At 36.8% G+C, this 25,711-nt stretch carries 15 protein-coding genes and 3 pseudogenes; all 18 read left to right on the forward strand.

Annotation, left to right across the window (positions count from 1 at the left end):
* Positions 1 to 70 precede the first annotated feature (70 nt).
* Positions 71 to 1,354, forward strand: a complete 1,284-nt coding sequence (locus CALKRO_RS01640) for a carbohydrate ABC transporter permease (RefSeq protein ID WP_013429384.1) — start codon at positions 71 to 73, stop codon at positions 1,352 to 1,354.
* Between the two features lie 9 nt (positions 1,355 to 1,363).
* Positions 1,364 to 2,215, forward strand: a complete 852-nt coding sequence (locus CALKRO_RS01645) for a carbohydrate ABC transporter permease (RefSeq protein WP_013429385.1) — start codon at positions 1,364 to 1,366, stop codon at positions 2,213 to 2,215.
* A 91-nt stretch (positions 2,216 to 2,306) separates the two neighbouring features.
* Complete coding sequence (locus tag CALKRO_RS01650; protein WP_013429386.1) at positions 2,307 to 4,400, forward strand: methyl-accepting chemotaxis protein; 2,094 nt, start codon at positions 2,307 to 2,309, stop codon at positions 4,398 to 4,400.
* 98 nt (positions 4,401 to 4,498) lie between these two features.
* Positions 4,499 to 4,612: pseudogene (locus tag CALKRO_RS13465) on the forward strand (Rpn family recombination-promoting nuclease/putative transposase); the annotation flags it as partial.
* Positions 4,613 to 4,753: 141 nt separating this feature from the next.
* The gene (locus CALKRO_RS01655; protein WP_013429387.1) at positions 4,754 to 6,283 is read left to right on the forward strand and encodes a methyl-accepting chemotaxis protein; all 1,530 of its coding nucleotides are present in this window, start codon (positions 4,754 to 4,756) and stop codon (positions 6,281 to 6,283) included.
* A 142-nt stretch (positions 6,284 to 6,425) separates the two neighbouring features.
* Entirely contained in the window at positions 6,426 to 7,403 is a 978-nt protein-coding gene (locus CALKRO_RS01660; protein ID WP_013429388.1) for an Rpn family recombination-promoting nuclease/putative transposase, read from the forward strand.
* Positions 7,404 to 7,741: 338 nt separating this feature from the next.
* On the forward strand, positions 7,742 to 9,133 hold the full coding sequence (locus CALKRO_RS01665) for an oxaloacetate decarboxylase subunit alpha (protein WP_013429389.1): 1,392 nt from the start codon (positions 7,742 to 7,744) through the stop codon (positions 9,131 to 9,133).
* A gap of 31 nt (positions 9,134 to 9,164) precedes the next feature.
* Positions 9,165 to 9,521, forward strand: coding sequence for an OadG family protein (locus CALKRO_RS01670; protein WP_013429390.1), 357 nt, complete (start codon positions 9,165 to 9,167; stop codon positions 9,519 to 9,521).
* A 29-nt stretch (positions 9,522 to 9,550) separates the two neighbouring features.
* Entirely contained in the window at positions 9,551 to 9,901 is a 351-nt protein-coding gene (locus CALKRO_RS01675) for a biotin/lipoyl-containing protein (protein WP_013429391.1), read from the forward strand.
* Between the two features lie 18 nt (positions 9,902 to 9,919).
* Entirely contained in the window at positions 9,920 to 11,056 is a 1,137-nt protein-coding gene (locus tag CALKRO_RS01680) for a sodium ion-translocating decarboxylase subunit beta (RefSeq protein ID WP_013429392.1), read from the forward strand.
* Positions 11,057 to 11,288: 232 nt separating this feature from the next.
* Positions 11,289 to 13,430: a methyl-accepting chemotaxis protein gene (locus tag CALKRO_RS01685; protein ID WP_013429393.1), complete on the forward strand. Its 2,142-nt coding sequence runs from the start codon at positions 11,289 to 11,291 to the stop codon at positions 13,428 to 13,430.
* A gap of 160 nt (positions 13,431 to 13,590) precedes the next feature.
* Positions 13,591 to 16,644, forward strand: a complete 3,054-nt coding sequence (locus CALKRO_RS01690; protein ID WP_013429394.1) for an S-layer homology domain-containing protein — start codon at positions 13,591 to 13,593, stop codon at positions 16,642 to 16,644.
* 320 nt (positions 16,645 to 16,964) lie between these two features.
* Positions 16,965 to 17,287 (forward strand): annotated as a pseudogene (locus CALKRO_RS01695) (transposase family protein); the annotation flags it as partial.
* A 403-nt stretch (positions 17,288 to 17,690) separates the two neighbouring features.
* Positions 17,691 to 18,509 (forward strand): annotated as a pseudogene (locus CALKRO_RS01700) (hypothetical protein).
* A 33-nt stretch (positions 18,510 to 18,542) separates the two neighbouring features.
* Positions 18,543 to 20,534, forward strand: a complete 1,992-nt coding sequence (locus CALKRO_RS01705; protein WP_013429397.1) for an efflux RND transporter periplasmic adaptor subunit — start codon at positions 18,543 to 18,545, stop codon at positions 20,532 to 20,534.
* Positions 20,535 to 20,559: 25 nt separating this feature from the next.
* The gene (locus CALKRO_RS01710; RefSeq protein ID WP_013429398.1) at positions 20,560 to 21,237 is read left to right on the forward strand and encodes an ABC transporter ATP-binding protein; all 678 of its coding nucleotides are present in this window, start codon (positions 20,560 to 20,562) and stop codon (positions 21,235 to 21,237) included.
* Positions 21,238 to 21,240: 3 nt separating this feature from the next.
* Positions 21,241 to 22,419, forward strand: coding sequence for an ABC transporter permease (locus tag CALKRO_RS01715; RefSeq protein WP_013429399.1), 1,179 nt, complete (start codon positions 21,241 to 21,243; stop codon positions 22,417 to 22,419).
* A 20-nt stretch (positions 22,420 to 22,439) separates the two neighbouring features.
* Complete coding sequence (locus tag CALKRO_RS01720; RefSeq protein WP_013429400.1) at positions 22,440 to 25,667, forward strand: S-layer homology domain-containing protein; 3,228 nt, start codon at positions 22,440 to 22,442, stop codon at positions 25,665 to 25,667.
* Positions 25,668 to 25,711 lie beyond the last annotated feature (44 nt).

Below are 25,711 nucleotides of genomic sequence, written 5' to 3' on the forward strand. Positions count from 1 at the left end.
AATAGTTATTTCATTGGCAGGTTCAAGATTTTCTTGAGCCTGCCAATCAAGTTTAAAGGGGAGGGAAAAGATGGACAGAAAGGAAAAAGTGTTTGGATATTTGTTTTTACTACCTGCAGTTTTAATATTCATCTTTGTTGCGGTGATTCCACTTGTGCAGGTTTTCGTCTTCAGCTTATTTGACATTCAGCTAAATAACCCAACAAAAAGCGAGGTTTCACTTTCATACAAGATAGATGTAGAAAACTATGCTAATACTCTTTTTACAGCTACTTCAATAATTGATAGTATAAATATGGAAGCTTTGAATGATAGTCAAAAAAAGACAATTTCAAGAATAAAACATCTCTTGGCTATGATGGAGAAAAGCATTTTTAATACAAAGACCAGAATAGACAGGCTCAACAAGGTAAATGAACTTTTAAATAACTTTCACCCAGTAGATAACAAACTAAAATATCTACCAGTGGCTGCTAAAGAGATAAATCAATATAATACATATTTTAAGAAAATCATGGACCTTACAAACTCTTTGCCAAACACGCAAGAGATGAATGATTTAAAACAGGCGCTTTTAGCATTTGACCAGGTTATAGTAAAACCAAACTTTGTTGGTCTTCAGAACTATAGCTACTATCTAAAAGATTCAAGGCTTTTCTCAGCCGTAAAAAATACACTTTTGTTCACAGTTATAACAGTATTTTTTGAACTTGTGTTTGGTCTGATGCTTGCAGTTGTTATGCACAAAGTAGCAAACTTGAAAAATGTTTTCAAAAGCATTGTTCTTTTGCCATGGGCTATTCCAACAGTGATATCAGCTTTGATGTGGAAGTTTATGTATGACGGTCAGGTTGGCATCTTGGCAAAGTTTTTTGCAGACATTGGACTTATCAAAAGCTCGGCAGATCTTTTATCGAGCACTACAAACGCGATGATTGCGGCAATGACAGCAGATATCTGGAAAACAACACCGTATATTGCAATTTTGCTTGTTGCAGGGCTTCAAACAATTCCAGAATCGCTTTATGAAGCTGCAAAAGTTGATGGTGCGAATGCAGTTTATCAGTTTTTCAGGATTACACTACCGATGTTAAAACCAACCATACTTGTTGCCCTGCTTTTTAGAACCTTGGATGCATTTAGAGTATTTGACCTGATTTATGTTTTGACTGGTGGCGGTCCTGCAAACTCAACAGAGACAGTCTCTATCTACACTTACAAAACTCTATTTAACCAGCTTGACTTTGGAAGAGGTTCGACTTTGGCAGTTTTGATTTTTATAATGGTGACAATTATAAGCTTTATCTATATAAAAATCCTTGGCGCTGAGGTATTCTCACATCAAAAGAGGTGATAGGATAAAATGAAAAACAAGAAGAAACTGACAGCCGAAAAGATTGCAAAGATTGTTATGAACATAATAATTGTGCTGGCTTTGATTGTAATTTTGTTTCCGTTTTATTGGTTGTTTCTTACCTCTATAAGACCAAAAAGTGAAATATTCAATATTTCATCCCTGATAACGCTAAAGCCTCATATTGGCAACTACAAGATGGTGTTTACTGAAAGACCATTTGCCAGATACATTTTAAACAGTTTTGTAATTGGTCTTGAGACAACAATTATATCAATTGTGATTGCCAGCTTTGCAGCATATGCAATTGCAAAGACAAATATCTCACCTAAGATAAAAAACATTGTTTTAAGTCTTTCATTGGCTGTCTCAATGTTTCCACAAATTACAATTGTATCTCCTATTTACGTTATGGTAAAAAACTTAGGGCTTAGAAACAGCTTTTTTGGGCTTTTAATTCCATACACCACATTTTCACTGCCACTTGCAATCTGGTATCTGACAACATTTTACCAAGGTGTATCTCATGAAATTGATGAGGCAGCAAAGATTGATGGCTGCAATACATTCCAGATATTTTATAAAATAATAACCCCGCTTATAGCACCGGGGATTTTTACTGCAGCGATATTGATATTTATATCTGCGTGGAATGAGTTCTTGTTTGCCCTGGTCATAAACACAGACGATATCTGGAGAACAGTATCTGTTGGGATTGTTATGTTCCAGGGAAGATATACAATTCCATGGGATGAGATTTCAGCAGCTGCAATAGTTGTTATGATTCCACTGGTACTTATGGTGTTTATATTCCAGCAAAGGATTGTATCAGGTCTTACTGCTGGTGCTGTAAAGGAATAGATTGTGCAGCAGGGCTGTCTAAAATGGAATGTATGCCCATTTTTAGATAGCCCTGATTTTCATGATATTGAGTATTCAGGAGGGTTGAAAGTTGTCTTTGGATATTAAAAAATTTAAAAAGTTGTTTTCAACATTACCGGGAAAAATTTCGCTTTTGATATTTTCTGTGATTTTGATTTTGGTTCTTGCGATAGACATTTTTGCTGTAACATCATCTACATCTACTTTGAGACAAAATCTTCAGAGTAGTATTTCAACTTCTACTTTTCAGTCGGGTAAATACTTTGACCAAATACTTGAGCGCGCAAAAGATTTATCTTTTCAGCTTGCTACAAATGAGACTATACAAAAGTATTTGAATGTGCAAAGGATAAGCAAAGATGATTATGAAAAATTGGACTGGAAGAAGAATGCTCAAAGAGCGTTGCTTAGCATTGTTTCTGCAAACAAGTTTTTATCAGGTGTTTATATTTTAATTGATAAAGAATCATCATTAGGATATCCTACATTGAGTTTTGATAATATAAATTTCAAAAATCTTATGAACAGTAGCTGGGCAAAAGCAGCATTTGAAAATGAACAGGGGTTTATACGGTGTTCTGATCACAACCAGTATTTTAATGATATTTTAAAAGAAGTTGGTTCTGATATAAGAGACTATGCTACATCAGTTGTAAGAGTTTTATATGATTCTTCAAGTGGCAACAAAGTTGGATTAATAGTTGTTGACATTGGAAAAGATATTTTTGATGAAATGCTTTCGAACATAAAGGTAACCAAAAACAGTACATCTTTTGTTGTCACACCGGATGCAAATGTTATTTTTCCAAATAATATGAACGATAATTTGAAGAAAAATTTAAAAACTCTGAGTGCAAATTTGCTTAAGAAAGCTGACAAAAAAGAGATTGACAATTTTGAGCTAAACCTTGCAGGAAAATGGCTTGTAAGTTATTCAAAAAGTCCTGATAGTGGTTATTTGTACGTTTCACTTGTACCTGTCAGCGATATTAATTCAAAGATTGTGAGATTGCAAATTTTTATAATTTTAGTAAGTTTAATATTTGGTGTCTTAGGAATAATTTTGGGGCTCTTTGTAACACTCAGGATAACCAAAAATGTAAAAATCCTTCTTGATTCAATGAGCAGAGCGGCAAACGGGGATTTAACTATGACAGCCAAAGTTTCTACCAATGATGAAATAGGTATGCTTTCAGAGGGATTTAACAGCATGGTGCAGCAACTAAAAGAACTGATCATAAAAATTAAAGAGCTTTCAGAGAAGGTTAATAAATCAATATCAGTAATTGCAGGTGTTGCTGCTGAAACTGCAGCTGCATCACATGAGGTTACAAAAGCAGTTTCGGAGATTGCTGAAGGTGCATCGCAGCAAGCAGGTGAAGCTACAGCAATTTCTCAGCAGATGTCAGAATTTTCAAATGAAATCAGCGGTATGGTAAATGATTTTAAGAATATGAACAAAGTTTCAGAAAATGTATTAGTTCAGACTAATGAAGGATTTTCAGCAATTGAAACGCTGTATCAGGTTGCAAGAAAATCCCAAGATACTACAAAGAGTATGATTGTCAATGTTAGAGAGCTTATAGAATGGGCTGAAAAAATAGGAAAGATAATGAACCTGCTTTCAAGCATTTCAGAGCAAACAAAACTTTTAGCCTTGAACGCAGCGATTGAAGCAGCAAAGGCAGGCGAAGCAGGAAAAGGATTTTCTGTTGTTGCAGCTGAAATTAGAAAGCTTGCTCAGCAATCGCGAGAATCAACAAAAGATGTGGAAGATATTATAAAAAATATACTGTCAAAAGCAAAGTTTTCTGATAAAGTTGCTGCTGATGTTGAAAGTTTAATAAAACTTCAGGAGAATGCCCTTGAAAATGTACAGGTTTCTTATAAGGCGATGAGAGATGCAATCTCAGAACTTTATGAAAATTTGAAAAAGTCATTAGATATATTAGAAAGCATAGAATACAAAAAAGATAGAATTTTCAACAGTGTGGAAAGCATTTCAGCAGTTACAGAACAGACAGCTGCATCGGCACAAGAGGTATCAGCTGCAACCCAGCAACAGCTTGCTTCAATAGAAGAACTTAAAAATATGATAGAAGAAATAAGGAAATTGTCAGTGGAACTTGATACGACAACATCACGCTTTATAACTGAAAATTAAAGTAATTTAAAGTTTTATACTTAAATGTTGCATGTATGGTTTTTTTCTTTATGTTATAATTTTAAACAAATGAAAAAACTATGTTGGATAAAAATTGATTATTGAGAAGGCTTATTCAAAAAGGATTTGATGATAATTTTATGGTTGAAGTGACTGGAGTTGAAATTGAGAGAATAAAGAAGATAAGAGAAGAATATACGAAATATTCTTAATTCCCCTTTGCTATTCTCAAATGTCTGTGTTATAATAAAAATAAAAATTTATACTTCCACCAAAACAAAGGCGTTTTGGGGCAATGAGCTTCAAAGCGCCTTTAATTTTTTGTAAAACTTTTTTCAGGGGGGTTTTGCAAGATGCAGGTTGTATTGACTATCTTGACTGCGCTTGTACTATCAGTCGTATTTTCAATTCTGATTTTAAAAATCTTTGTTGACAAGACACTTTCAATTTTGCAGGGCAAGAACAACCTCAGCGCAATTGAAAAGCTCTTTTTGAAACCTGTGAAAGACTGGGCAGTATCTTTTCAAAGTTTTCTAAGTGAGATATTTAAAGAAATCGACCTTGCGTACAACAAGATCTTGTCTGTTGCTTATGACATCGAAGCAAGCGCAGAAAAGAACCAGCAGCAATCCAACCTTGTACTTTCAAACACCAAGGACATTCAGAGTTCCATCTCAGGGCTTCTTGTAGGTTTAAAGCTTGTGCTTCAGCATATTGAAGGTGCATACACAAATGTTTCTGACCTTGAAGAATTCATGGCTCATTTCAGAGAAAAAAACCAGAATATTCAAGAAGACATTCAAAAACTGCTTGCAGAGGTTTCAAGCGATTTGGAAAATATGGTTTCAGAAAATACATCATACACCCAGAAAATGGCGGATCAAATAACCAAGCTCAAGACTGTTTTCAAAAAGGTAGAAGACTTTCTTAGCACAATTGTGAAAATTTCAGAAAAGATAAATATCCTTGCGCTGAATGCTTCTATTGAATCTGCAAAGCTTGAAAGTGTGTTTGGCGAGAATTTCAAAACAGGTTTTCATGTAATTGCTGACCAAATTCGAAAACTTTCAAATGACACAAAATCAACTGCAGACGAGATTAGAGACTTTATCATAGAGATTTCTGGCATAGTTGATGGAATTTCAAGTCTCAGTGAGAAAAGTAAGGATATTATATCAAGGCAGGTAGAATATGGCAAGACTACTTTCCAGAGACTAAATCAAGTATCTCAGCTTGTTGACTACACAAACAAGAAGATTTCACAAGCCTCAGAGAAACTTTCTGTCCAGTACTCTATTGTGAATGACCTTAAGCACTATGTAACAAGACTGGAAAATAGCTACATCGCTGTCGATTTGAGCACCAGCAGAATTTTGAGTTCTGTAGAGGTAAGTAAAAAAACCGCAGAAAGGCTTATGCGGCTTATGAACAGGCTTGTTGACATGTGCAGGGAGTTTGAGTCTGTCAGAAATGACATCTCAGTAAAAATTACAAAGAGAGTAGAGATAGAAGTAAACCAGCAGCGCATTACAGAAGCTATTGAAATAATTGAAAATGAAGTGATTCCGCAGCTTGTTTTAAGCTGGCAGAAAGAGCTCAATCACAAAGAGGTTATAGACCAGAGTCTTCAAAAGTTTTCTAATATACTTGAGGCTCTGTGGACAAACAACCCTGATGGAACGTTCATCTACTCAAATCCGCCGGAGGGCATAGAAAACGCAAAAGTCAGGGAATGGTTCACAAAAGCAGTGGCAGGTCACACATATGTATCTTCAGCTTACATCTCAGCTATAACAAGAAACTACTGCATTACAGTTTCTATGCCTGTATATGACGGTATTGGTAAGCTTTTGGGTGTGATAGGTGCAGATATAAAGCTGTAAATAGTGAGATGTTTACAAACAGGTTTGTGAGGTTAAGTAATAATAGTGATATGAAGATTGTATGGTCTTTGTCTTTGTGGTATAATTTTAAACAGAAGAAAAAACTATAGCTGGAGAAAAATTAATTATAAGGATGAAGTAGATGCAGCAGAAAGTACCGCATAACCAGTATGATTTAACATTCAAGAGATTATTTCAATTCAAGGAAGTATTTTTAAACTTTTTAAGGGGCAATATAAATAGAGAATGGGTAAACAGGATAGATGCTGAGAGTTTAGAGTTTGTTGACAGGAGTTTTATTAAGGACGAGTTTGTAGAAAAAGAAGCAGATGTCATATATAGAGCAAGATTAGAAGATACGGACATATACTTTTATGTCTTAATAGAACCACAATCTACTGCAGACAAAAGTATGCCGAAAAGATTGTTTGAGTATATGAGCTTGGTATGGAAAAGGCACATGGAAGAGAAAGCAGACGAGTTATTACCGCCAATTGTTCCGATAGTGCTGTACAATGGTAGAAGTAGCTGGAATATACCGACCCAGATATTTAAAGGTTTTGATATATTCAAGAATGATATGTTTAACTATATCCTGGTTGATGTTAACAGGCTTGATGATGAAAAGCTAAAAAGTAGATTAGACCTTTTAAGTATTATTCTGTATTTAGAAAAGTCAAGAAGAAATGCAGAGGAGTTTGTAGAAAAGCTCAATGAAGTGTCAGAATATGTTTGTAAGTTACCACAATCGCAGCTAAAAGTGTTTTGTTCATGGCTTTTGAGGATAGTAAAACCGCAAGTGATAGAGGAGATGAAAAGCAGGATAGATGAACTGCTAAAGAAGATAGAAGCTGAGGGGGTGGAAGATGTGGGTGAGTTTATATTCAATGTTCAGCAGCTGATACAGGAGTATTACAGAGAAGCAGAAGAAAAAGGCAAAGAAAAAGGCTATGAAGAAGGAATACAGGAAGGTATACAGAAAGGTATACAGCGAAAGGAAGAAGAAATTGTTAGAAGGCTTATTCAAAAAGGGTTTGATGATAATTTCATAGCTGAAGCAACTGGAGTTGAAATTGAGAGGATAAAGAAGATAAGAGAAGAATATACGAAATATTCTTAATTCCCCTTTGCTATATGTAAATATCTATGTTATAATAAAGCCAACAAATTCAAACATTCTCCAAAACAAAGGCGTTTTGGGGTGGTAGACTCAAAGCGCCTTTTATTTTTGTAGATTTTCATGCATATATATAACAATCTTGCCATGTAATTGAAAGTAGTAGACGCAGATATAAGACTCTCAATGTGAAATGTTTACAAACAGGTTTGTAGAGTTTAATGTAGAAAAATTTAAGCAAAGGTGCTACAATTAATACTATGCGTCTTTTGTTAAAAAATTGACCAACAATAAAGTTGGCAGCAAAATTCAATTCAGGTGGTAAAAGGGGTTGAACAAAAATGAAAAGGATTTATATCACAGAGACAGTTTTGCGGGATGCCCAGCAATCTTTAATTGCCACGCGAATGCCTTATGAAGATTTTGATGGAATTTTAGAGAAAATAGATAAGGCGGGGTATTATTCTATTGAATGCTGGGGCGGTGCAACCTTTGACTCATGTCTTAGGTACTTAAATGAAGACCCTTGGGAGCGCTTGCGAAAGATAAGATCAAAAGTGAAAAACACAAAACTCCAGATGCTTCTTCGCGGGCAAAACCTTTTGGGCTATAGACACTATCCAGACGATGTTGTGAGGATGTTTGTCCGAAAATCTATCGAAAATGGAATGGATATAATAAGGATATTTGATGCTTTAAACGACCTTCGAAACATTGAAGTTGCAGTTGATGAGACAATCAAAGCAGGCGGCCATGCACAGGGCACAATTGTGTATACTATAAGCCCTATCCACAGCCTTGAGATGTACGTAAAGATTGGAAAAGACCTTGAGAGTATGGGTGTTCACTCCATCTGCATAAAAGATATGGCTGGTATCATGAGCCCAAAAGAAGCCTATGAGCTTGTAAAGGCTTTAAAAGAAAATGTAAAGGTGCCAGTTTTCCTTCACACACACTCAACAACAGGGCTTGGAATTCTAACATACCTCAAAGCAATTGAAGCTGGTGTAGATGGGATTGACACAGCAATTTCAAGTTTTTCTGGAGGTACATCCCAGCCTCCAACAGAGACGCTAAGCTACGCACTAAAGCAGATGGGGTATGATACAAATTTAGATAATAAGCTTTTAAAAGAGATAAACGACTTTTTCAAGCCTGTAAAAGACAAGTTTATAAAAAACGGAATTTTGAATCCTTTTGTTCTTTCAACAGATACAGATGCGTTAATTTATCAGATTCCAGGTGGCATGCTTTCAAACCTCATTGCTCAGCTAAAGCAGCAAAACGCTTTGGGTAAGCTTGATGAGGTTTTAATGGAGGTACCAAGGGTAAGAGAGGATTTAGGCTATCCGCCGCTTGTCACACCAATGAGCCAGATGGTTGGGACACAGGCTGCTGCAAATGTGCTTTCTTGTGAGAGATACAAGGTGATTTTGAAAGAGGTAAAGGCATATATAAGAGGCGAGTATGGAAGACCGCCTGGGGAAATAAATCCTGAGCTTGTAAAAAAAGTTCTTGGAGATGAAAAGCCAATTGAAGGAAGGTTTGCAGACACATTAGAGCCAATTTTCGAAAAGACAAAAGAACAGATAAAAGACTTTGCAAAAACTGATGAGGATGTTTTGTCTTACATTCTCTTCCCTCAGGTTGCTGAAGAGTTTTTGAAAAACAGAGGCAAAAAGAAAGAGCCAAGAGAAAGAAAGATTGAATATACAATAGAAGGAATATCATAAAAATTTTCTGAGCAAGAAGGTGAAAAGAAAAATGGAATACTCTACCTTGGGTCAAAGATTCATCCTTGGGCTTGAAGTGACGGTTATCGGGATGCTCATTGTCTTTGCTGTACTTGCGCTTTTGTGTTGGATTATAAGTCTTTTGTCAGGCTTTTTGCAAAGATTCGAAAAGCCAAAGAAAGCTGCTGAGGATGAACTACCTTCTCTTGAAATAGACGAAACACAAGAGTACAAGTCTGTTGAAAAGACAGGTTTTACATCTGGCGAGGCGAATGTTATAGATGCAGATGATGAAGAAATTGCAGCAATCTTGGCAGCAGTTGCATTTGAGTGCGATATTCCTCTTTCTGAGCTTAAAATAAAATCAATAAAACCTGTAAAAGAATAAAAAATTTTCTGCGGAGGGTGATTTTAATTATGAAATACATTGTAACAATCAACGGCAAAAAGTTTGAAGTTGAGGTTGAAAGGGTTTCAAATGGAAATGGTCAGCTTGAGGCTTCCACAGCTTCCAAAAAAGTTTCAAGTGATGAGATTTCAAAGGTAGTCACAGGCGGGATAAAAGTTTCTGCACCAATGCCTGGCAAGATTTTGTCTGTCAACGTTCAAGAAGGGAAGAAAGTCAAAAAAGGCGATGTGCTTTTTATCTTAGAAGCAATGAAGATGGAAAACGAGATTATGGCGCCAGAAGATGGTACGGTCGAAAAAGTTTTAGTATCAAAAGGTGCTCAGGTTGCAAGTGGTGATATACTGGCAATCTTAAAGTAAAAGGGAGGAAAACAAAAGATGGAGTTTTTCCATATGATAACAAAGGCAATATCAGATATTTTAACAACATCTGGTTTTGCCAAAATAACATTGGGTCAGGCAATAATGCTTGCAATATCATGTATTTTGATATATCTTGCAATTGGTAAAAAATTTGAACCGCTTCTTTTGCTTCCTATTGCATTTGGTATGATGCTTGCAAACCTGCCACTTTCGTTTTTATCAAGCCATGAAAAGGGCGGACTTATATATTATCTTTATCAGGGTGTAAAACTTGGCATTTACCCGCCGCTCATATTTTTGGGCGTCGGTGCAATGACAGACTTTGGACCACTGATTGCAAGGCCAATTAGTCTTTTTCTTGGTGCTGCTGCCCAGTTTGGAATTTATTTTGCTTTTATGGTTGCGCTTCTTATCGGGTTTACACCGCAGGAAGCAGCATCTATTGGCATAATTGGTGGTGCTGATGGTCCAACAGCAATTTTCCTCACCACCAAGCTTGCACCGCACCTTCTTGGTGCAATTGCTATAGCAGCATACTCTTACATGGCTTTAATTCCTCTTATTCAGCCACCTATAATGAAACTTTTGACAACAAAGGAAGAGCGCATGGTTAAGATGGAGCAGCTTCGAGAAGTTTCAAAGCTTGAAAGGATTGTTTTCCCAATTGCGGTAACAATAATTGTATCTTTGCTTTTGCCATCTGTTGCACCGCTGATAGGATGTCTGATGCTTGGTAACCTTTTTAGAGAATGCGGAGTTGTTGAAAGGTTATCTGACACAGCCCAAAATGCTTTGATTAACATCATTACAATCTTCTTAGGACTTTCGGTGGGAGCAACTGCAACAGCCGACAGGTTCCTAAATCCAAAGACGCTTGCAATAATCTTTTTAGGTCTTTTGGCGTTCATATTTGCAACAGTTGGCGGAGTTGTGTTTGGCAAAATTATGTACAAGCTCTCTGGCGGCAAGATAAATCCTCTGATTGGTTCTGCAGGAGTTTCAGCTGTTCCAATGGCAGCACGTGTTTCACAGGTTGTAGGACAAAAGGAGAATCCGTCAAACTTTCTTTTGATGCACGCAATGGGACCAAACGTTGCCGGGGTTATTGGCTCGGCGGTTGCAGCAGGGGTTCTTTTGACGCTGTTTAAATAAATTTTGATGGCCCTGCAAAAGAGGATGTCTTTTGCAGGGTTTTGTTTTAAATTACCATCCGATTAGTATATTTAATTGAAATTATTTGAGTTATTTTGTTTATTCAAAGTTAAATAATTTTGAGAAAATATTTTGTCGAATTATTAATAAAAAATGACTTATTATTGTATTGGCAGGTAAAATAAGATATAATCAAAATTAACATACAAAATTTATAAGGGTGGGAGTACTTGTGAAAAAGAAAGGTATTGCCAAATCAAGAAATAACGTTAATCTACAAAGCCTGATTATTTCATTTTTAAAGAGTGGAAAACTTGCAAAACGCTTTGCATTGTTGATTGCGTGTATAGTAATTGTTCCAATTGTAATAATTGATATTTTGTCGATATCAATGTCAGTAAATTCGGTTATCAATGAAAGTAAGAAATCATATCTTGCTGCAACAGACTCAACTGCAAAATACTTTCAGCTTGCAATTAAAACTGCTCAGAACAATGCAACTCAACTTATGTCTAATGAGCTTATTCAAAGGTACTACTCTGAAAGTAAACAGGCGGCATTAGAAGACTACGAAAAAATAACACTGCAGACGGATGCAAACAAAGCTATGCAAAATGTATTAATTTCTAATAACATGATTGCAGGGATTTACATATTGGTAAACAAAGAAAAATCGTTGTTTAATCCATCAATAGTATTTGAACTTGATTATGAAAAAATAAAAAATACAGGATGGTACAAAAAAATACTTGATGCTGGAGGACCTACAATAATTGAAGCGCATGATAAGGAATTTGATGAGGTTGCCAAAAAAAACAATACAAATATTCCTGAGTATGCTTTTTGTATAGGACTTCCGTTTAAAGACATTGCAACAAATGAAACTCTTGGTGTGATGCTCTTTGATGTAAGCAAGAACTGGCTTAGAGACCAGCTTCAGGAATCTCAGATTTCTCAACAGGGTGGATTTATGCTTGCAGTTTCTTCTCAGGGGCAGGTTGTACTACCAACTGAATGGGAGAACAAATTCAAAAATATACCAAACAAAGATACCAATTTTATAAAAAAGGTTTTAGAAAATATGAAGGCTGATAAGCAATCAGGAGCTTTTGATACAGTATATTCAAATCAACCATTTCTTATAACCTATTCATTGATTCCAGATACACCGTGGGCTGTTATAGGTATGATTCCTATTTCACAGCTCATGACAAGTGCAAGAAAATTAGAAGTCATTTCAATTGTTCTTACAATAATATTTACTTTGCTTGCACTTGTTCTTGGAATATATTTTGCGTTGAGAATTGTTAGCGACATAGAAAAGATAACAAAGGCATTTGAAGTTGCAGAAAAAGGCGATTTGACAGTAAAATTAGATATTCAGCGTGATGACGAGATAGGTCTTATGGCACATAGTTTCAATAATATGACAAAAAATATTAAACAGCTTATAGAAAAAGGTGTAACCCTAAGCGGTGAGGTAACATCTGCAATTTCTACTTTATCAACAGTAGCTGGTGAAACAGCTGCAGCCTCAAATGAAGTTGCAAAAGCAATTTCAGAAATTGCAGAAGGTGCGTCAAATCAGGCAAAAGAAGCAACAGGTGTTGTTGAGGTAGTTTCACGCTTTGGTGAAAAAATAGAAACTATTGTTGAATCATCCAGTAAAATGGAAAGACTGACCCAAGAGGTATCTAATCTTTCTGAAAAAGGTAAAAATGCTGTTGAGGTACTTAGCAATGTTTCGCTTGATACAGAAAACATTACAAATACAATGATCTCAACTATTAACCAGCTTGCAGAATATTCAAGATCAATTGGCAAAATTATTCAAGTTTTAAGCAGCATCTCAGAACAAACAAAACTTTTGGCTCTGAACGCCTCAATTGAAGCTGCAAAAGCAGGTGAGGCAGGAAGAGGTTTTGCAGTTGTTGCAAGTGAGATTAGAAAGCTTGCCGACCAGTCAAAAGAGTCAACAAGAGAAGTTGAGGATATGATAAAAAGGATTGTAAGTCAAACAAAAGCTGCTCAGGACGTTGCTGATAAAGTAGAAGATGTTATTGAAAAGCAAAATGAAGCTGTTAAAAATGTTTCAGAAGCATTTTCAAGCATAAAATCTGCTATGGATGATCTAATTGATGGTATTGAAAATATTAATCAATCTATTATGTCAATAGATAAAGAAAAAGATACTATTGTGAGAAGCATCGAAAATATCTCGGCAATATCACAGGAAACTGCTGCATCCTCAGAAGAGGTTTCTGCATCAACTCAGGAGCAGCTTGCTGCAATTGAAGAGCTTCGTGCTATGGCAGAAAGCCTCAATAAGCTTGCACAGGATTTAAAAGAGGCTATGCAGGTTTTCAAAGTGTAATAAAATTGTTTCACCAATTTTACAGTTTGATTACAGTTTAGTCAGAGCTATTGACTATTAAAAAACCGCTTGATAAAATTTTAGCTGTAAGTGATGAGGCTATAAAAAATAGTATAGCCTCATCACTAAAAAATCATACAAGGAGGTTTGGTGAGTAGTTATGAAAAAATTCAAAAGACTCATCGCTATCGTAACAGTATTGCTTTTTGCCCTCTCAATAATTGCGCCTGCGTTTGCACAGGACGAATCAACAACAGAATCAACAAGTTCTGTGTATGACCAGGCAGCAAAAGTGCTTGTCGAAAAAGGTATTCTGAAAGGTAATGAGCAAGGCGATTTGATGCTCGACAAGTCACTCACAAGAGCAGAAATCTTGGCAATGATTATCAGAGCAACAGGTCAAGAAGATGTCATCAATGACTACAAGGATGTAGAGCCATCATTCACAGATGTTCCAAAGGATCACTGGGCATTTGCATATGTTGAGGCAGGAAAAGACCTCGGCATTGTAAACGGCTATCCAGATGGAACATTCAAGCCAGACAAACCAGTCAAATTTGAAGAGCTTGCTAAGATGCTTGTTGCTGCAAAAGGTGAAAGCCCAGCAGCAGGAAAATGGCCTCTCAACTATGTAAGAAAAGCTCTTGACCTTGGACTTTTCAATGGAATCGAAGATGAAGTTGGAATTGGTGATGTTGTAATCAGAGGTCAAGCAGCTGTAGCGTTCGCAAATGCATTCTTCCAACCAGAAAAGACTATAGTTGTTAAAGATGTTAAAGCAGTTGCAAATGACACAATTGAAGTTTATGTAGATGCATATCTTGGAAATGAGCCTGCAACACTTGAAGATGGCGATGTAATTCCTCTTGACTTTGAGCTCAAGCTTGCATCTGATGAGACAAAGACAATTGCTGTAATATTAATTGATTCTCAGGCATCTGACTTTGGAGCAGGAAAGCTTGTATTAAAGACACAGGCTCAAACAGAAGGTGCTACTTATAAACTGTATTACAAGGGTAATGATACAGGTAAGACATTTGTAGGTGTGCCAGTACAGCTACAAGTTGCAAAAGTTGAAGTACCAAACTTGAAGCAAGTTGTTGTAACATTCAATAGAGATGTAAAAGAAGATGTTGGAACTAATGTGGCAAATTATATTGTTAAAGTAGGCGATAGTTCGAAAACTGTTGGAGCAGTAAGATTGAGCACCGATAAAAAGGTTGCAACATTAATTTTGACTGACAATTTGGCTAATCAAGATAAAGTTTCAGTGACAATAAAGAAAGATGTTGGACTTACAGCTGATTATACACAAACTGTAGGACCAGTAGTAGATTCTGCGGCTCCATCTATAAAGTCTGTTGTGGCTTTAACACCACAAAAAATTAAGGTTGAATTTAATGAGCCGATTAACAATTACACAGATGTTGCAAAATATACAATTGATGGTAGTTATTTGGTAAAAGAGGCTAAGAGTTTTGCAGAAGATAAGTCAATAGATCCAAATGTATTAATACTAAATCTTTATTCAGCGCTTTCAGTAGCTAATCATTCAATTACTATAAGTGGTGTTACAGACGTAGCAGGATATGGTGTTATTAATCCTACATGGTCATTTGAAGTAAAAGCTGATACTTCACCAATCGAATTAAAAGCTGCAACAGCAACATTGAGCAAAGTTACTTTGACATTCAACAAGCCTATTGCAAATGCATCTGTGTCACTTTCTAATGGTGAGATTGTGAAAGTTGATGTAGATGGTGAAAATGTAATAATTTATTCCAACAATGATGACTTAACAAAGTGTATACCAATTTCAGGTACTAATGTAACAGCAACTGTAACTGATTATAATGGTCAAAGCGCAACTATTACAAAATATGTAGTGCCAACAGTTGATAATGAAAGACCAATTGTTAAGTCTGTTGTAGTAGCAGATAGCAAGACAGTAAAAATAACATTTAGTGAAGATGTAAGAGTTAGTGGTACTATTGTTGTTAAGGATAAAGATGGCAATCAAAAAGTAATATCCAACACCGATTGGGATAAAGACAGCAATGGTAATTATATTTATAATACTTTAAAAGTCACACTTGCATCTGATTTGCCAGCAGGCAATGTAACTGTGGAAGTAAATGGTGTTCAAGACAATACTCCACTTAAGAATGCAAGTTTACCTGTAACAGTATCTGCTACATTGGCTGATACAAGTGCTCCATCTGTTCAAGCAATAGTTTACAAAGAAGATCCATCTAATAAGAAGACATATGTATATATTGTGTTTAATAAGACACTGGATGCTACAAGCGCAACAACACTTGCAAATTATAAATATCTTGATAACACGTTCACTTTGAAAGAATTTAGTGGTGCATCCGTATCGCTTATGGCTGGCAATAAGATTGTAAAACTTACAATACCATATGATTCAGCAAATACATCTGTATGGAGCAAAGTAGTTTATCTACAAATAGTAAATGTTGCAGATGCAGCTGGTAATAAATTAACAGTTGCAAAACCTAATAGTGAATTTTTGGTTGCACAACAAGTAAAAGTTACTGGGGCAAAAGCTGTAGCAACAAACAAAATTGAGGTTTATTTAGATGGAATAATTAATGAGTATACAAGATATCCAGGTGACTTTGTGATTTCAGCTGGTTCAACAACTATAAACGCTATTGGTTCTGATTGGGATGCTACTAATAAGAAACTTACACTGACTCTTGGTACTTCAATAAATGCTGATGCCACATATACTGTTAGCAATGTTAAAAATCCATTAATACTTACACTTAAAAGCAGCACAACTATAACGAAGGATTTATTTGGAGATTCGATTGGAATTGCATCACCATCATTTACAGTTGTGGACGGTATTGCTCCAAGTATTTCCTCAGTTAAAGCATCATATGACAGTGTAACAAATGCAACATATGTAACAGTTACTTTCAGTGAGAATGTTAACCTCGGGTCATTAAATGATGATGTAATAAAAGCACAGTTTAAGGTTTATATTGGTGGAACTTTAACTGCACCAAATGCAATTGATAAATCTGATCCTTCTAAGATAAAGTTTGTATTTAGCAATGCTGACCATAGATATAAATCAATTAAAGTTGATTATATACCAGACTATGATGCAAGCAATCGTGTTAAAGACACTGCATCAACACCAAATGAACTTGCTCAGACAAGTGTAACAGGAAGTTGGTAATAGGCAAATTGGAATAATGAAGGGTAGGCAATATATGCCTACCCTTCCTATTTTGAGATTCTTATTCATGTAATTGACTTGCTATTCTTAAATATACTGCACTTTTAATACCTTGATGGCAAAAACCTAGGTGGGAATTTAGCCCACCTTTATTTTTCGGCTCTATAATAAATATTAGGGTTGGTAAATAAAAAAGGCTCTATAATAAATATTGGGGTGGTAAGAAAAAAAAATATAGCACTTATTCTGAATGCCTGCTATAATTAAAATTGTTTTTAGGTATAAAAAAATACACAAAAGAAAGGAGGCATCCAGAATAGGTGCATAATCATAATTATATCACAGAACTTTTGAAATCAAAAGATATCATTCTCCACCAAGTAGTAGAAAGCGAAAAGGAGGTAGAACTGCACATAAGTCAGACGCAAAAACCTCACAAGTGTCCTAAGTGTGGTAGTATCACAAGCAAGATACATGATTATCGTGTCCAAAGAGTAAAGGACGTACCAATAATGGGTAAGAGAACATATTTAGTTTTAAGAAAGCGAAGATATGTTTGCAAAGAATGTGGAAAGAAATTTTTTGAACAGATAAGTTTTTGGGTAAGCGACAATCAATAACAAATAGATTAGAAGCATACATTTTTGAACCAGAAAAATCAGATCAATATATTCAAGTATTAAATTTTGTCCAGCTTATTAAAAATTTATTCATAAAAAATATTAAAATGGTAATACCAAAAAATAGAAAGTTGGAAACTAAATTCTGAATGATTATTTACCAAGAAGGATTGTTTATCTTAATTACAGTATTTTTATAAATTCAAAAAAAAGATATTGTTATTATTTTCCCTAAATTTTTCTGGTTGTGACTAAAAGCGAGGTGGGCATTTAGCTCACCTTTTTTATTTTTCCGCATTTCACAATTTTCACGTTTCGTTAAAATTTAATTAAAATATGTTTATAAAAATTTAAAAATTTATTCAAAAATTGTTGCTAATATATTTTAAAGAGGAAAATCTTCACAGAAGGAGGCAGAAAGCAAAAATGAGAGTACCAAAAAGCCTAAAAGCTCATATGTCCCTTATGTTAATATTGACTTTTATAATTGCAGTGTTGATCTTATCATGGAATATATCATATGCCCAATCGAACAGTGCTCAAAATTCACAGCCAGATTTAATTGGTGTTGTAAAGAGTTTATCTGGCAGTAAAATCACAATCTACATCGCAAAGCTCTCTTCTCAAAGCGATGGTAGAGGATTTGGAAGAGGTAGAATTGAGCTGACAAACAAAACACAGACAATCACAGTTTCAAGCAAAACATCAATTGTAACAAAAGTATTTCAAAATGGTCAGGTAACAGAGAAAAAGCTATTAACAAAGGACTTAAAGACAAACAACATCTTGTACATCTGGTATGCAGATAGCAAAAAGACAACCGTCTCAAAAATACTTGTTCAGGGAACATATGATCCATATCAAACCCCAGAGCTGATAGGTGTTATTAAAAATGTTGAATCAAGCAGAATAACCATCACAGTCGCAACAATGGAAAGACCACAGCCAAGGCAAAACACATCAAACAATCAACCTCAGCAAAGAATGGCTTCTCAGCCACCTCAAGGTGGATTTGGCAGAGGCATGATGAATCTAAAGCTATCAAGCCAAACAAAGACAATAGCAATTTCAAAGTCGACAGTGATTGTTACAAGAACATTTTAAAATGGTCAGATAACAGAAAAGAAGCTGACAGTTAAGGATTTGAAAACAAACAATATAGTGTACATCTGGTATTTTGACAGCAAAAAGACAACTGCAAAAAGGATTATGGTTATGGGGACATATAGCCAGAGCTCAAAATAAAGCAGTAAAAAAAGCGAAAGGAAGGGTGTGCATATGGCAGAGAAAATAAAACCGCTAAAAACTTCAAAGTTTAAGTTCAGTTTAAAAAGCAAGGTTTTAAAGAGAGTTATAATATCCATAGTAATTGTTGCAATTTTAGCAGGAGCAGGGTTTGGAATATACAGGTTTGTCCAGGGAAGAAAAAATCAAAATCAAACAGTTCAGCAGAGGACTGCAAGAGTGACGCGTGGCGATATAACCGTTAGTGTCACCGGTTCAGGACCGATTGAGTCTGCCCAGAGCGTTGATCTCACATCAACTGTGAGCTCAACCATCACAAATGTATTTTTCAAAGACGGGGATTCTGTCAAAAAAGGGGATGTAATATTTGAGCTTGAAAGCCAGGATGCAAAGGACAAGATTGACTCAATAAAGAGCCAGATTGACGATGTAAACTCTTCAATTGCAGATGTTCAGGAAAGCATCAAAAACCTTGTTATCACTGCACCCATTTCCGGATATGTTAAAAATCTGAACGTTCAAGAAGGAGACAGGGTTTCAAAAGGCTCAACCATTTTAACAATAATTGATACATCAAAGCTGAAAGTCACGTTGCCATTTTCAGCAGCGCTTTTCGGCAAGGTCAAGATAGGTGCGCCAGCAGTTGTTTACATTTCTGACATATCACAGTCAGTACAGGGTACTGTAAGCTATCTTGGAAACACAACTTACACAAATGACTATGGTGGCAAAGTTTTTGATGTTGAGATCACAATCTCAAACCCCGGCGCTCTACAGGAAGGTATGAAGGCAAGTGCTGAGATAAAGGTCGGGACCGAAGTATATCTTAGCACGCAGGATGCAACCTTGGAGTATGTAGACAAAGAAAATGTCAAGGCAAAGGTTGACGGTGAGGTTGAAGAGATTTTTGCAAGAAACAACCAGTTTGTTGAAAAAGGAGCTGTGCTTTTAAAACTTTCAAACGATGACCTGTCAAAACAGCTCAAGAACTACCAGACACAGCTTAAAAACTTGCAGGACCAGCTAAAGGATGCAGAGGATAACTTGGAAAACTACTACATTAAAGCTCCGTTTGACGGTGTTGTGACCAATATAAACTTCAAAAAAGGCGATAACATAAAAGCGGGAGAGGTACTTGCAACTGTATTTGATAACAAAAATTTAGTATTTAGGGTTGACATAGATGAGCTTGATATTGCTAAAATAAAAGTAGGACAAAAAGTAAATATAACAGTTGATGCTCTACCAGAGACACAGACAAACCCGCTGACAGGGAAAGTATCCAAAATCCCGCTTGAGGGAAAAACCCAGAACGGCGTTACAACATACTCTGTTACGATCTCAATTGACAACCCCAAGAACCTCAAGATTGGCATGAACGCAAATGCTGAGATAATAGTAAACCAGAAACAAGATGTTTTGATGGTGCCGCTTGAAGCTGTCCAGAAATTCGGCAACAGGTACTTTGTGTTTGTAAAAAGCTCAAGTCAAAATAGCACTCAAGAAGGGCAAACTGGCGGATTTTTCCCGCAGGGAGGTTTTGGAAATAATCAGCAAAGCTCTGCTCAAGGCTCACAAAACTGGCGACAAAGATGGCAGCAAGAAGGTAGCAGCACAGAAAATACGCAGCAGTCGACAAGCAGCCAGTCAAGAGGTTCATGGTCGCAAAATAGTCAAGGCACAGGTAGCTCTTCGCAGCTGCGAACAAGAAGGATGGCAAGTTTACTTAACAACAGTTACTACAAAGGCGCAGTTTTGCGACCTGTTGAGGTTGGTATAAACAATGACTCATACATCGAGATTGTAAGCGGACTTATCGAAGGCGATATCGTTGTCCTGCCACCGCTTTCTACAGGCTCAACAAGCACCCAGACGCAAACTCAGCAGGGCTTTAACATAATGGGCGGGTTTGGCGGACCAGGTGGTGGAATGCCAGGCGAGTTCAGACAGTTCAGACAAAACCAAAGCGGTACTGGCAGAACAAATCAGTCGTCTGGCTCTCAGGGAAGTAACACAAACAGGTAATAAAAAAAGAAGGTGAAAGCTTGCTATGATCGAACTTTATGATATCTACAAAATCTACAAAATGGGCGAAAATGAGGTGTATGCTTTAAACGGTATTAACCTAAAAATCAATGCTCACGAGTTTGTTGCAATAGTTGGACCATCCGGCTCAGGAAAATCAACTCTTATGAACATCATAGGCTGTCTTGACACACCAACATCTGGCACATACATACTGGATGGTCATGAAGTCAGCAGGCTCAACGACAACCAGCTTGCAGAGATTCGAAACAGCAAGATAGGCTTTGTGTTTCAAAACTTTAACTTAATACCCCAGCTCACAGCTCTTGAAAATGTTGAGCTTCCTTTAATCTACAAAGGTGTTCCGGCCTCTATGCGTCACAAGCTTGCAAAAGAAGCTCTTGCAAGGGTTAGCTTGGAACATAGAATGCACCACAGACCAAGAGAGCTATCTGGCGGTCAGCAGCAGAGAGTTGCAATTGCAAGGGCGCTTGTCACAAACCCAGCAATAATTCTTGCTGATGAGCCAACAGGAAACTTGGACTCAAAGTCAGGTGCTGAGATAATTCAAATATTTAAGGAACTTCATGCACAGGGTAGCACAATTGTTTTAATCACACACGACAACAACATAGCAGCTCAGGCAAGAAGAATTGTGCGGATTCAGGATGGTCAAATAATAGAAGACAAGGAGGTGAGCTGACAGGTGGCTCAGTTTGCTTTGGCTTTCAAGATGGCAATAAAGAGCATCCTTTCAAATAAGCTAAGGTCTTTTCTTACTATGCTTGGTGTTATCATTGGCATCTGGGCAGTGATTGCGGTTGTTGGGCTTGCCCAGGGAAGCACCAAAAGCATAACAGACAGGCTGCAAAGGCTTGGAACAAATCTCATTCAAATAAACATCACTGGAAGAAACAGTAACAGGAACGTCACATATGAAGAGCTTCAGCAGTTTGCCGAGCAGCACCAAGACGACATTGAGGCAATAGCTCCAACTGTATCGAGCTCTGTCACGCTCAAGTATGGAACAAACACCCACGATACAACCCTGGTTGGAACAACAGCAGACTACAGCACTGTCAGAGACGTCAACGTCAGCAGCGGAAGGTTTATTTTGCCAATTGATGTGGACTATCGTCAAAAGGTTGCGCTTGTTGGGACGTACATCGTAAAGGATTTATTTAACGGGCAAAACCCGATAGGGAAAAAGATAAAGATAAACGGGCAGATATTCACAGTTGTTGGTGTTTTAGAAGAGCGGGCAAATTCGCAGGAGCAGTCAGACGATGACCAGGTGATAGTCCCTGTAACAGTTGCACAAAGGCTCACACGAAACGCAATAATCCGAAACTTTGCGATAAAAATCACGGATGGTAACAGAAGTGAAGCTGTAATGAACTATCTGAACGACTTTCTCATGAAGATTTACAATGACTCTACAGCTTTTAGAGTTTTCAATACAGCCCAGCTACTTGACACATTAAACAGTGTAACCCAGACACTCACGCTTATGCTTGCCGGAATTGCTGCGATTTCGCTGATTGTTGGTGGAATTGGCATCATGAACATCATGCTTGTGTCTGTGACAGAGAGAACAAGAGAGATTGGAATCAGAAAAGCAATCGGTGCAAAGAGGAGAAATATTTTGATTCAGTTTTTGATAGAGGCATCTGTTGTGACAGGGCTTGGTGGAGTGGTGGGTATAATTCTGGGATTTGTGACAATAAGAGTAATGTCAAAACTTAATATTGCAACAGCCATATTCTCAATACCATGGGCCATTCTTGCATTTACAATTTCACTTGCTATAGGGATAGTCTTTGGACTGTTCCCGGCATCAAAAGCATCGCGCCTCAACCCGATAGAAGCGCTAAGATACGAATAAGCTTGGAGGGGATTTGAAAGATGAGAAAAAAGCTTTTGACAGTCATTTTGCTACTTGGTTTTATACTTGTAAATTTTGGTTTGTCTTCTGCTTTTGCTGCATACAAGGATATTCCATCAAATGCAAGCTACAAACAGGCTGTAGAAAAGTTAAATAAGCTTGGAATTCTTGTTTACAAGGACTATTTCAAGCCGAACACTGCTATCTTACGCGGCGAGTTTGCAGCTGCGATTGTCAAGATTTCAAATGCAGAGGATGAGGCAAATCTTCAGAAAGGATATTCACAGTATCCTGATATAAAGCCAAATACCGTCCTTTGCGGATATGTCAACTGGGCGGTAAAGAAAAAATACATGACACCAATGGCAGATGGCAAGTTTAATCCAAACAGCCCGCTTACCTTTGCCCAGGCAACAACTGCCATTATTAGGATGCTTAGGTACTCTGACTCAGATCTTTCTGGCATCTGGCCGCAAAACTACATCGACAAGGCATCAGAGCTTGGGCTTATAAAAGGAATAAACCTTTCTGCGTCGCAAAAGGTTCCGCGCTGGGCTGCGGCACTGATGTTATCAAGGCTTCTTGACACTGAGGTCAAAAGCGGTGGAAATCAAGCTCAATCTGGCCAGTCAGCTTTAAGTGGCGTATCAGCTTCATCACAAAACAGTAGCGGCACAAAATTTTCTGAGTATGTTGGGCTTTACAAATCGTATGTTGTGCTTGATACCGGCAAAACTTCTTCAAAGCTTCTTTCAAATGAGGTTTTGACAGACAACGGAGTGCTTGTGAACACAACAAAAACGCAACTTGAAGTTGGGAAAAAGTACATGCTTCAGGTCGATAGCAATAAAATCACGAAAGTGTTTGGCACTGAAGCTGACTCTTTCCAGATTGTCAGCACAAAGGTAAGCAGCAAGACTGTATATTACAAGGAAAGTGGAAAGACAAAATCAATAACTTTGCCATCTTCGGCAACATACTATTACAACGGCTCAAAGCAAAGCTATGATGCAATAGAAAATGTGCTAAAACCGAACCAGAAAATAAGCTTTATATATTCTGAAGATAGGAGCAAAGTGGACTATATTGTAATTAAAGACATATATGCACAAGAGGTTTATGGAAACTACGATGAGGTGCTGATTTTGGCAACTCCTAAAACATCATCGTCGTTAGAGGCAAACCAGGTTCAGACAGACAAGGGAATATACTTTGTTGCATCTTCAATAAAACCTGAAAACCTTGAAATTGGAGCAAAGTATGGAGTGTATATAAAAGATGATACAATCACTACAGCTTTGCAAAAAGTGTGGGTATCCGACAAGTTTACAATCAAAAATATAGATGATTACACACTTGATGTTCAGCAAAACGGCAAGACACAGAAGATTCAGCTATCTAGCAAGCCTTTATATTACTATCAGGGAACAAAACAGAACTATGATTCTCTTTCGAACGTTTTAAAAGAAGACCAGATACTCTATGTATCAAAAGACCCTGACACAGGCAAGGTTATGGCATATGTTATTCAAGACCCATACGGCACCCAGTATGGAAACTATATTGAGGCAATAATCCTGCAGGATGCACTTTTAAACCCTGCTTTAGAAAACAATCAGGTTTTAACAGACAAAGGTATATTTTATTTACCTAATATAAACACAAAACTGGAGATTGGCTCAAAGTATGGTGTTTATGTTAAGGATGACAAGATAACATTAGTTGTAAAAAAATTAAATACTGTGAATTTGTATGAGATTACAGATGTTGTTAGTGATACAAATGTAAAGTTAAAATCATCAAAAGGCCAGGAGAACATAATCCTGCCACAAAAACCTGTTTACTACTATAACGGCAATAAAATTAGCTACAGTGATTTGAAAAACGCGTTAAAATCAGGTCAAAAAATCTATTTTGGATACTCAAAGGATGGGAAAACTTGTGAGTATATTGTTCTTCAAGACCCATATTCGTCTGAATACGGTGCATATACAGAGGTTATAGTTCTGGCAGATGCGGTTGTATCTGATAAGTTATCTACAAACGAGGTTTTGACAGACAAAGGAATATATGCTGTTAAATCAACAGCTGGCAAGCTGATAGTTGGAGCAAAGTATGGTGTGTACATCAAGAATGATACAATCACAAAGGTTGTAAAGAAGCTCAACAGCGTCGATACAGCAGAGGTTACAGAGGTTATAAGCGACACAAATGTTGTCCTCAAAAAAGGCAGCACAAGCAGCTCTACTTTCCTGCCACAAAAACCTGTTTATTATTACAATGGAAGTAAGGTTGACTACAATAGTTTGAAAAACATAATAAAATCAGGGCAAAAGATTTATTTTGGATACAACGCAGCAGGAAATTCGTATGAGTATGCAATAATTCAAGACCCATACTACGACAGCTATGGAAAATATGTAGAGACAGTGATTTTGGGGACATATTCAACTACAAAAGGACTTGATGTAGATGAAATTTTAACAGACCAGGGAATTTTGACATTGCCAGAAAACCAGAATGTAAATTTAGATCTTGGATCAAAGTATGGGCTTTATATTGATAATGATAACCAGATAACCCTTGTGTACAAGAAACTTAATTCGACCGAAGGAGTGACAGTGCTTTCTGCCATTTCAAACAAAGTGACAGTTGACAAAGGCGGGAGTCAAGTTGATATGATATTGCCTCAAAATATAACATATTACTATAATGGTTCAAAGATTGATTTTTCAACAGCACTTAGCAAACTTCAGATGTCAACATCGCTTGTGTTTGGGCTTTCAAACAAGAAAAAAGGTTATGACTACTGTGTAATATTTGACCCTGTATACAGCAAACCATACATTGCAGGGGATCAGACATATATGACCCTGAAGATTGGGGATTTGGATATAAGTGGCAGTAAGAAATTTATAAAAGATGGAGATGTTGTAGATTATAGCTATATTCAAAAATATAATGTAGTTTATGAAGTAAAGGATATATGGGGCAAGAATAGTTATATTCTGATAGTGGACAACAAGATAGACTGTTATTTGAAAAGCTACCAGCCGACAAGGTTTACTCCAAAGTCGATAGTTGTGAGTGTGTATGACTTAGCTTCAGGTAAGCTTGTTGAAAAGACGTATGATATAAGCGAAAACTGTGACACCTCATGGATTTTGTCAGATACATTCAAGACGGGGCAAAGAGTATATATTCTTTTGGGCTACGATGGCAAGGTTGTTGCAATGGTAAATCCGTAACTAAATTAAATAATAGCTTTCAAAAGGCCGCCAATTCGGTAGAG

Origin of the sequence: Caldicellulosiruptor kronotskyensis 2002 (genome assembly GCF_000166775.1) — a bacterium.
In the GTDB taxonomy this organism is placed as follows: Bacteria; Bacillota; Thermoanaerobacteria; order Caldicellulosiruptorales; family Caldicellulosiruptoraceae; genus Caldicellulosiruptor; species Caldicellulosiruptor kronotskyensis.

Bases quoted from the DNA above. Each gene is read 5' to 3' on its own strand.
- CALKRO_RS01640 (WP_013429384.1), top strand. From the start codon at position 71: ATGGACAGAAAGGAAAAAGTGTTTGGATATTTGTTTTTACTACCTGCA.
- CALKRO_RS01645 (WP_013429385.1), top strand. From the start codon at position 1,364: ATGAAAAACAAGAAGAAACTGACAGCCGAAAAGATTGCAAAGATTGTT.
- CALKRO_RS01655 (WP_013429387.1), top strand. From the start codon at position 4,754: ATGCAGGTTGTATTGACTATCTTGACTGCGCTTGTACTATCAGTCGTA.
- CALKRO_RS01660 (WP_013429388.1), top strand. From the start codon at position 6,426: ATGCAGCAGAAAGTACCGCATAACCAGTATGATTTAACATTCAAGAGA.
- CALKRO_RS01665 (WP_013429389.1), top strand. From the start codon at position 7,742: ATGAAAAGGATTTATATCACAGAGACAGTTTTGCGGGATGCCCAGCAA.
- CALKRO_RS01670 (WP_013429390.1), top strand. From the start codon at position 9,165: ATGGAATACTCTACCTTGGGTCAAAGATTCATCCTTGGGCTTGAAGTG.
- CALKRO_RS01675 (WP_013429391.1), top strand. From the start codon at position 9,551: ATGAAATACATTGTAACAATCAACGGCAAAAAGTTTGAAGTTGAGGTT.
- CALKRO_RS01680 (WP_013429392.1), top strand. From the start codon at position 9,920: ATGGAGTTTTTCCATATGATAACAAAGGCAATATCAGATATTTTAACA.
- CALKRO_RS01690 (WP_013429394.1), top strand. From the start codon at position 13,591: ATGAAAAAATTCAAAAGACTCATCGCTATCGTAACAGTATTGCTTTTT.
- CALKRO_RS01705 (WP_013429397.1), top strand. From the start codon at position 18,543: ATGGCAGAGAAAATAAAACCGCTAAAAACTTCAAAGTTTAAGTTCAGT.
- CALKRO_RS01710 (WP_013429398.1), top strand. From the start codon at position 20,560: ATGATCGAACTTTATGATATCTACAAAATCTACAAAATGGGCGAAAAT.
- CALKRO_RS01720 (WP_013429400.1), top strand. From the start codon at position 22,440: ATGAGAAAAAAGCTTTTGACAGTCATTTTGCTACTTGGTTTTATACTT.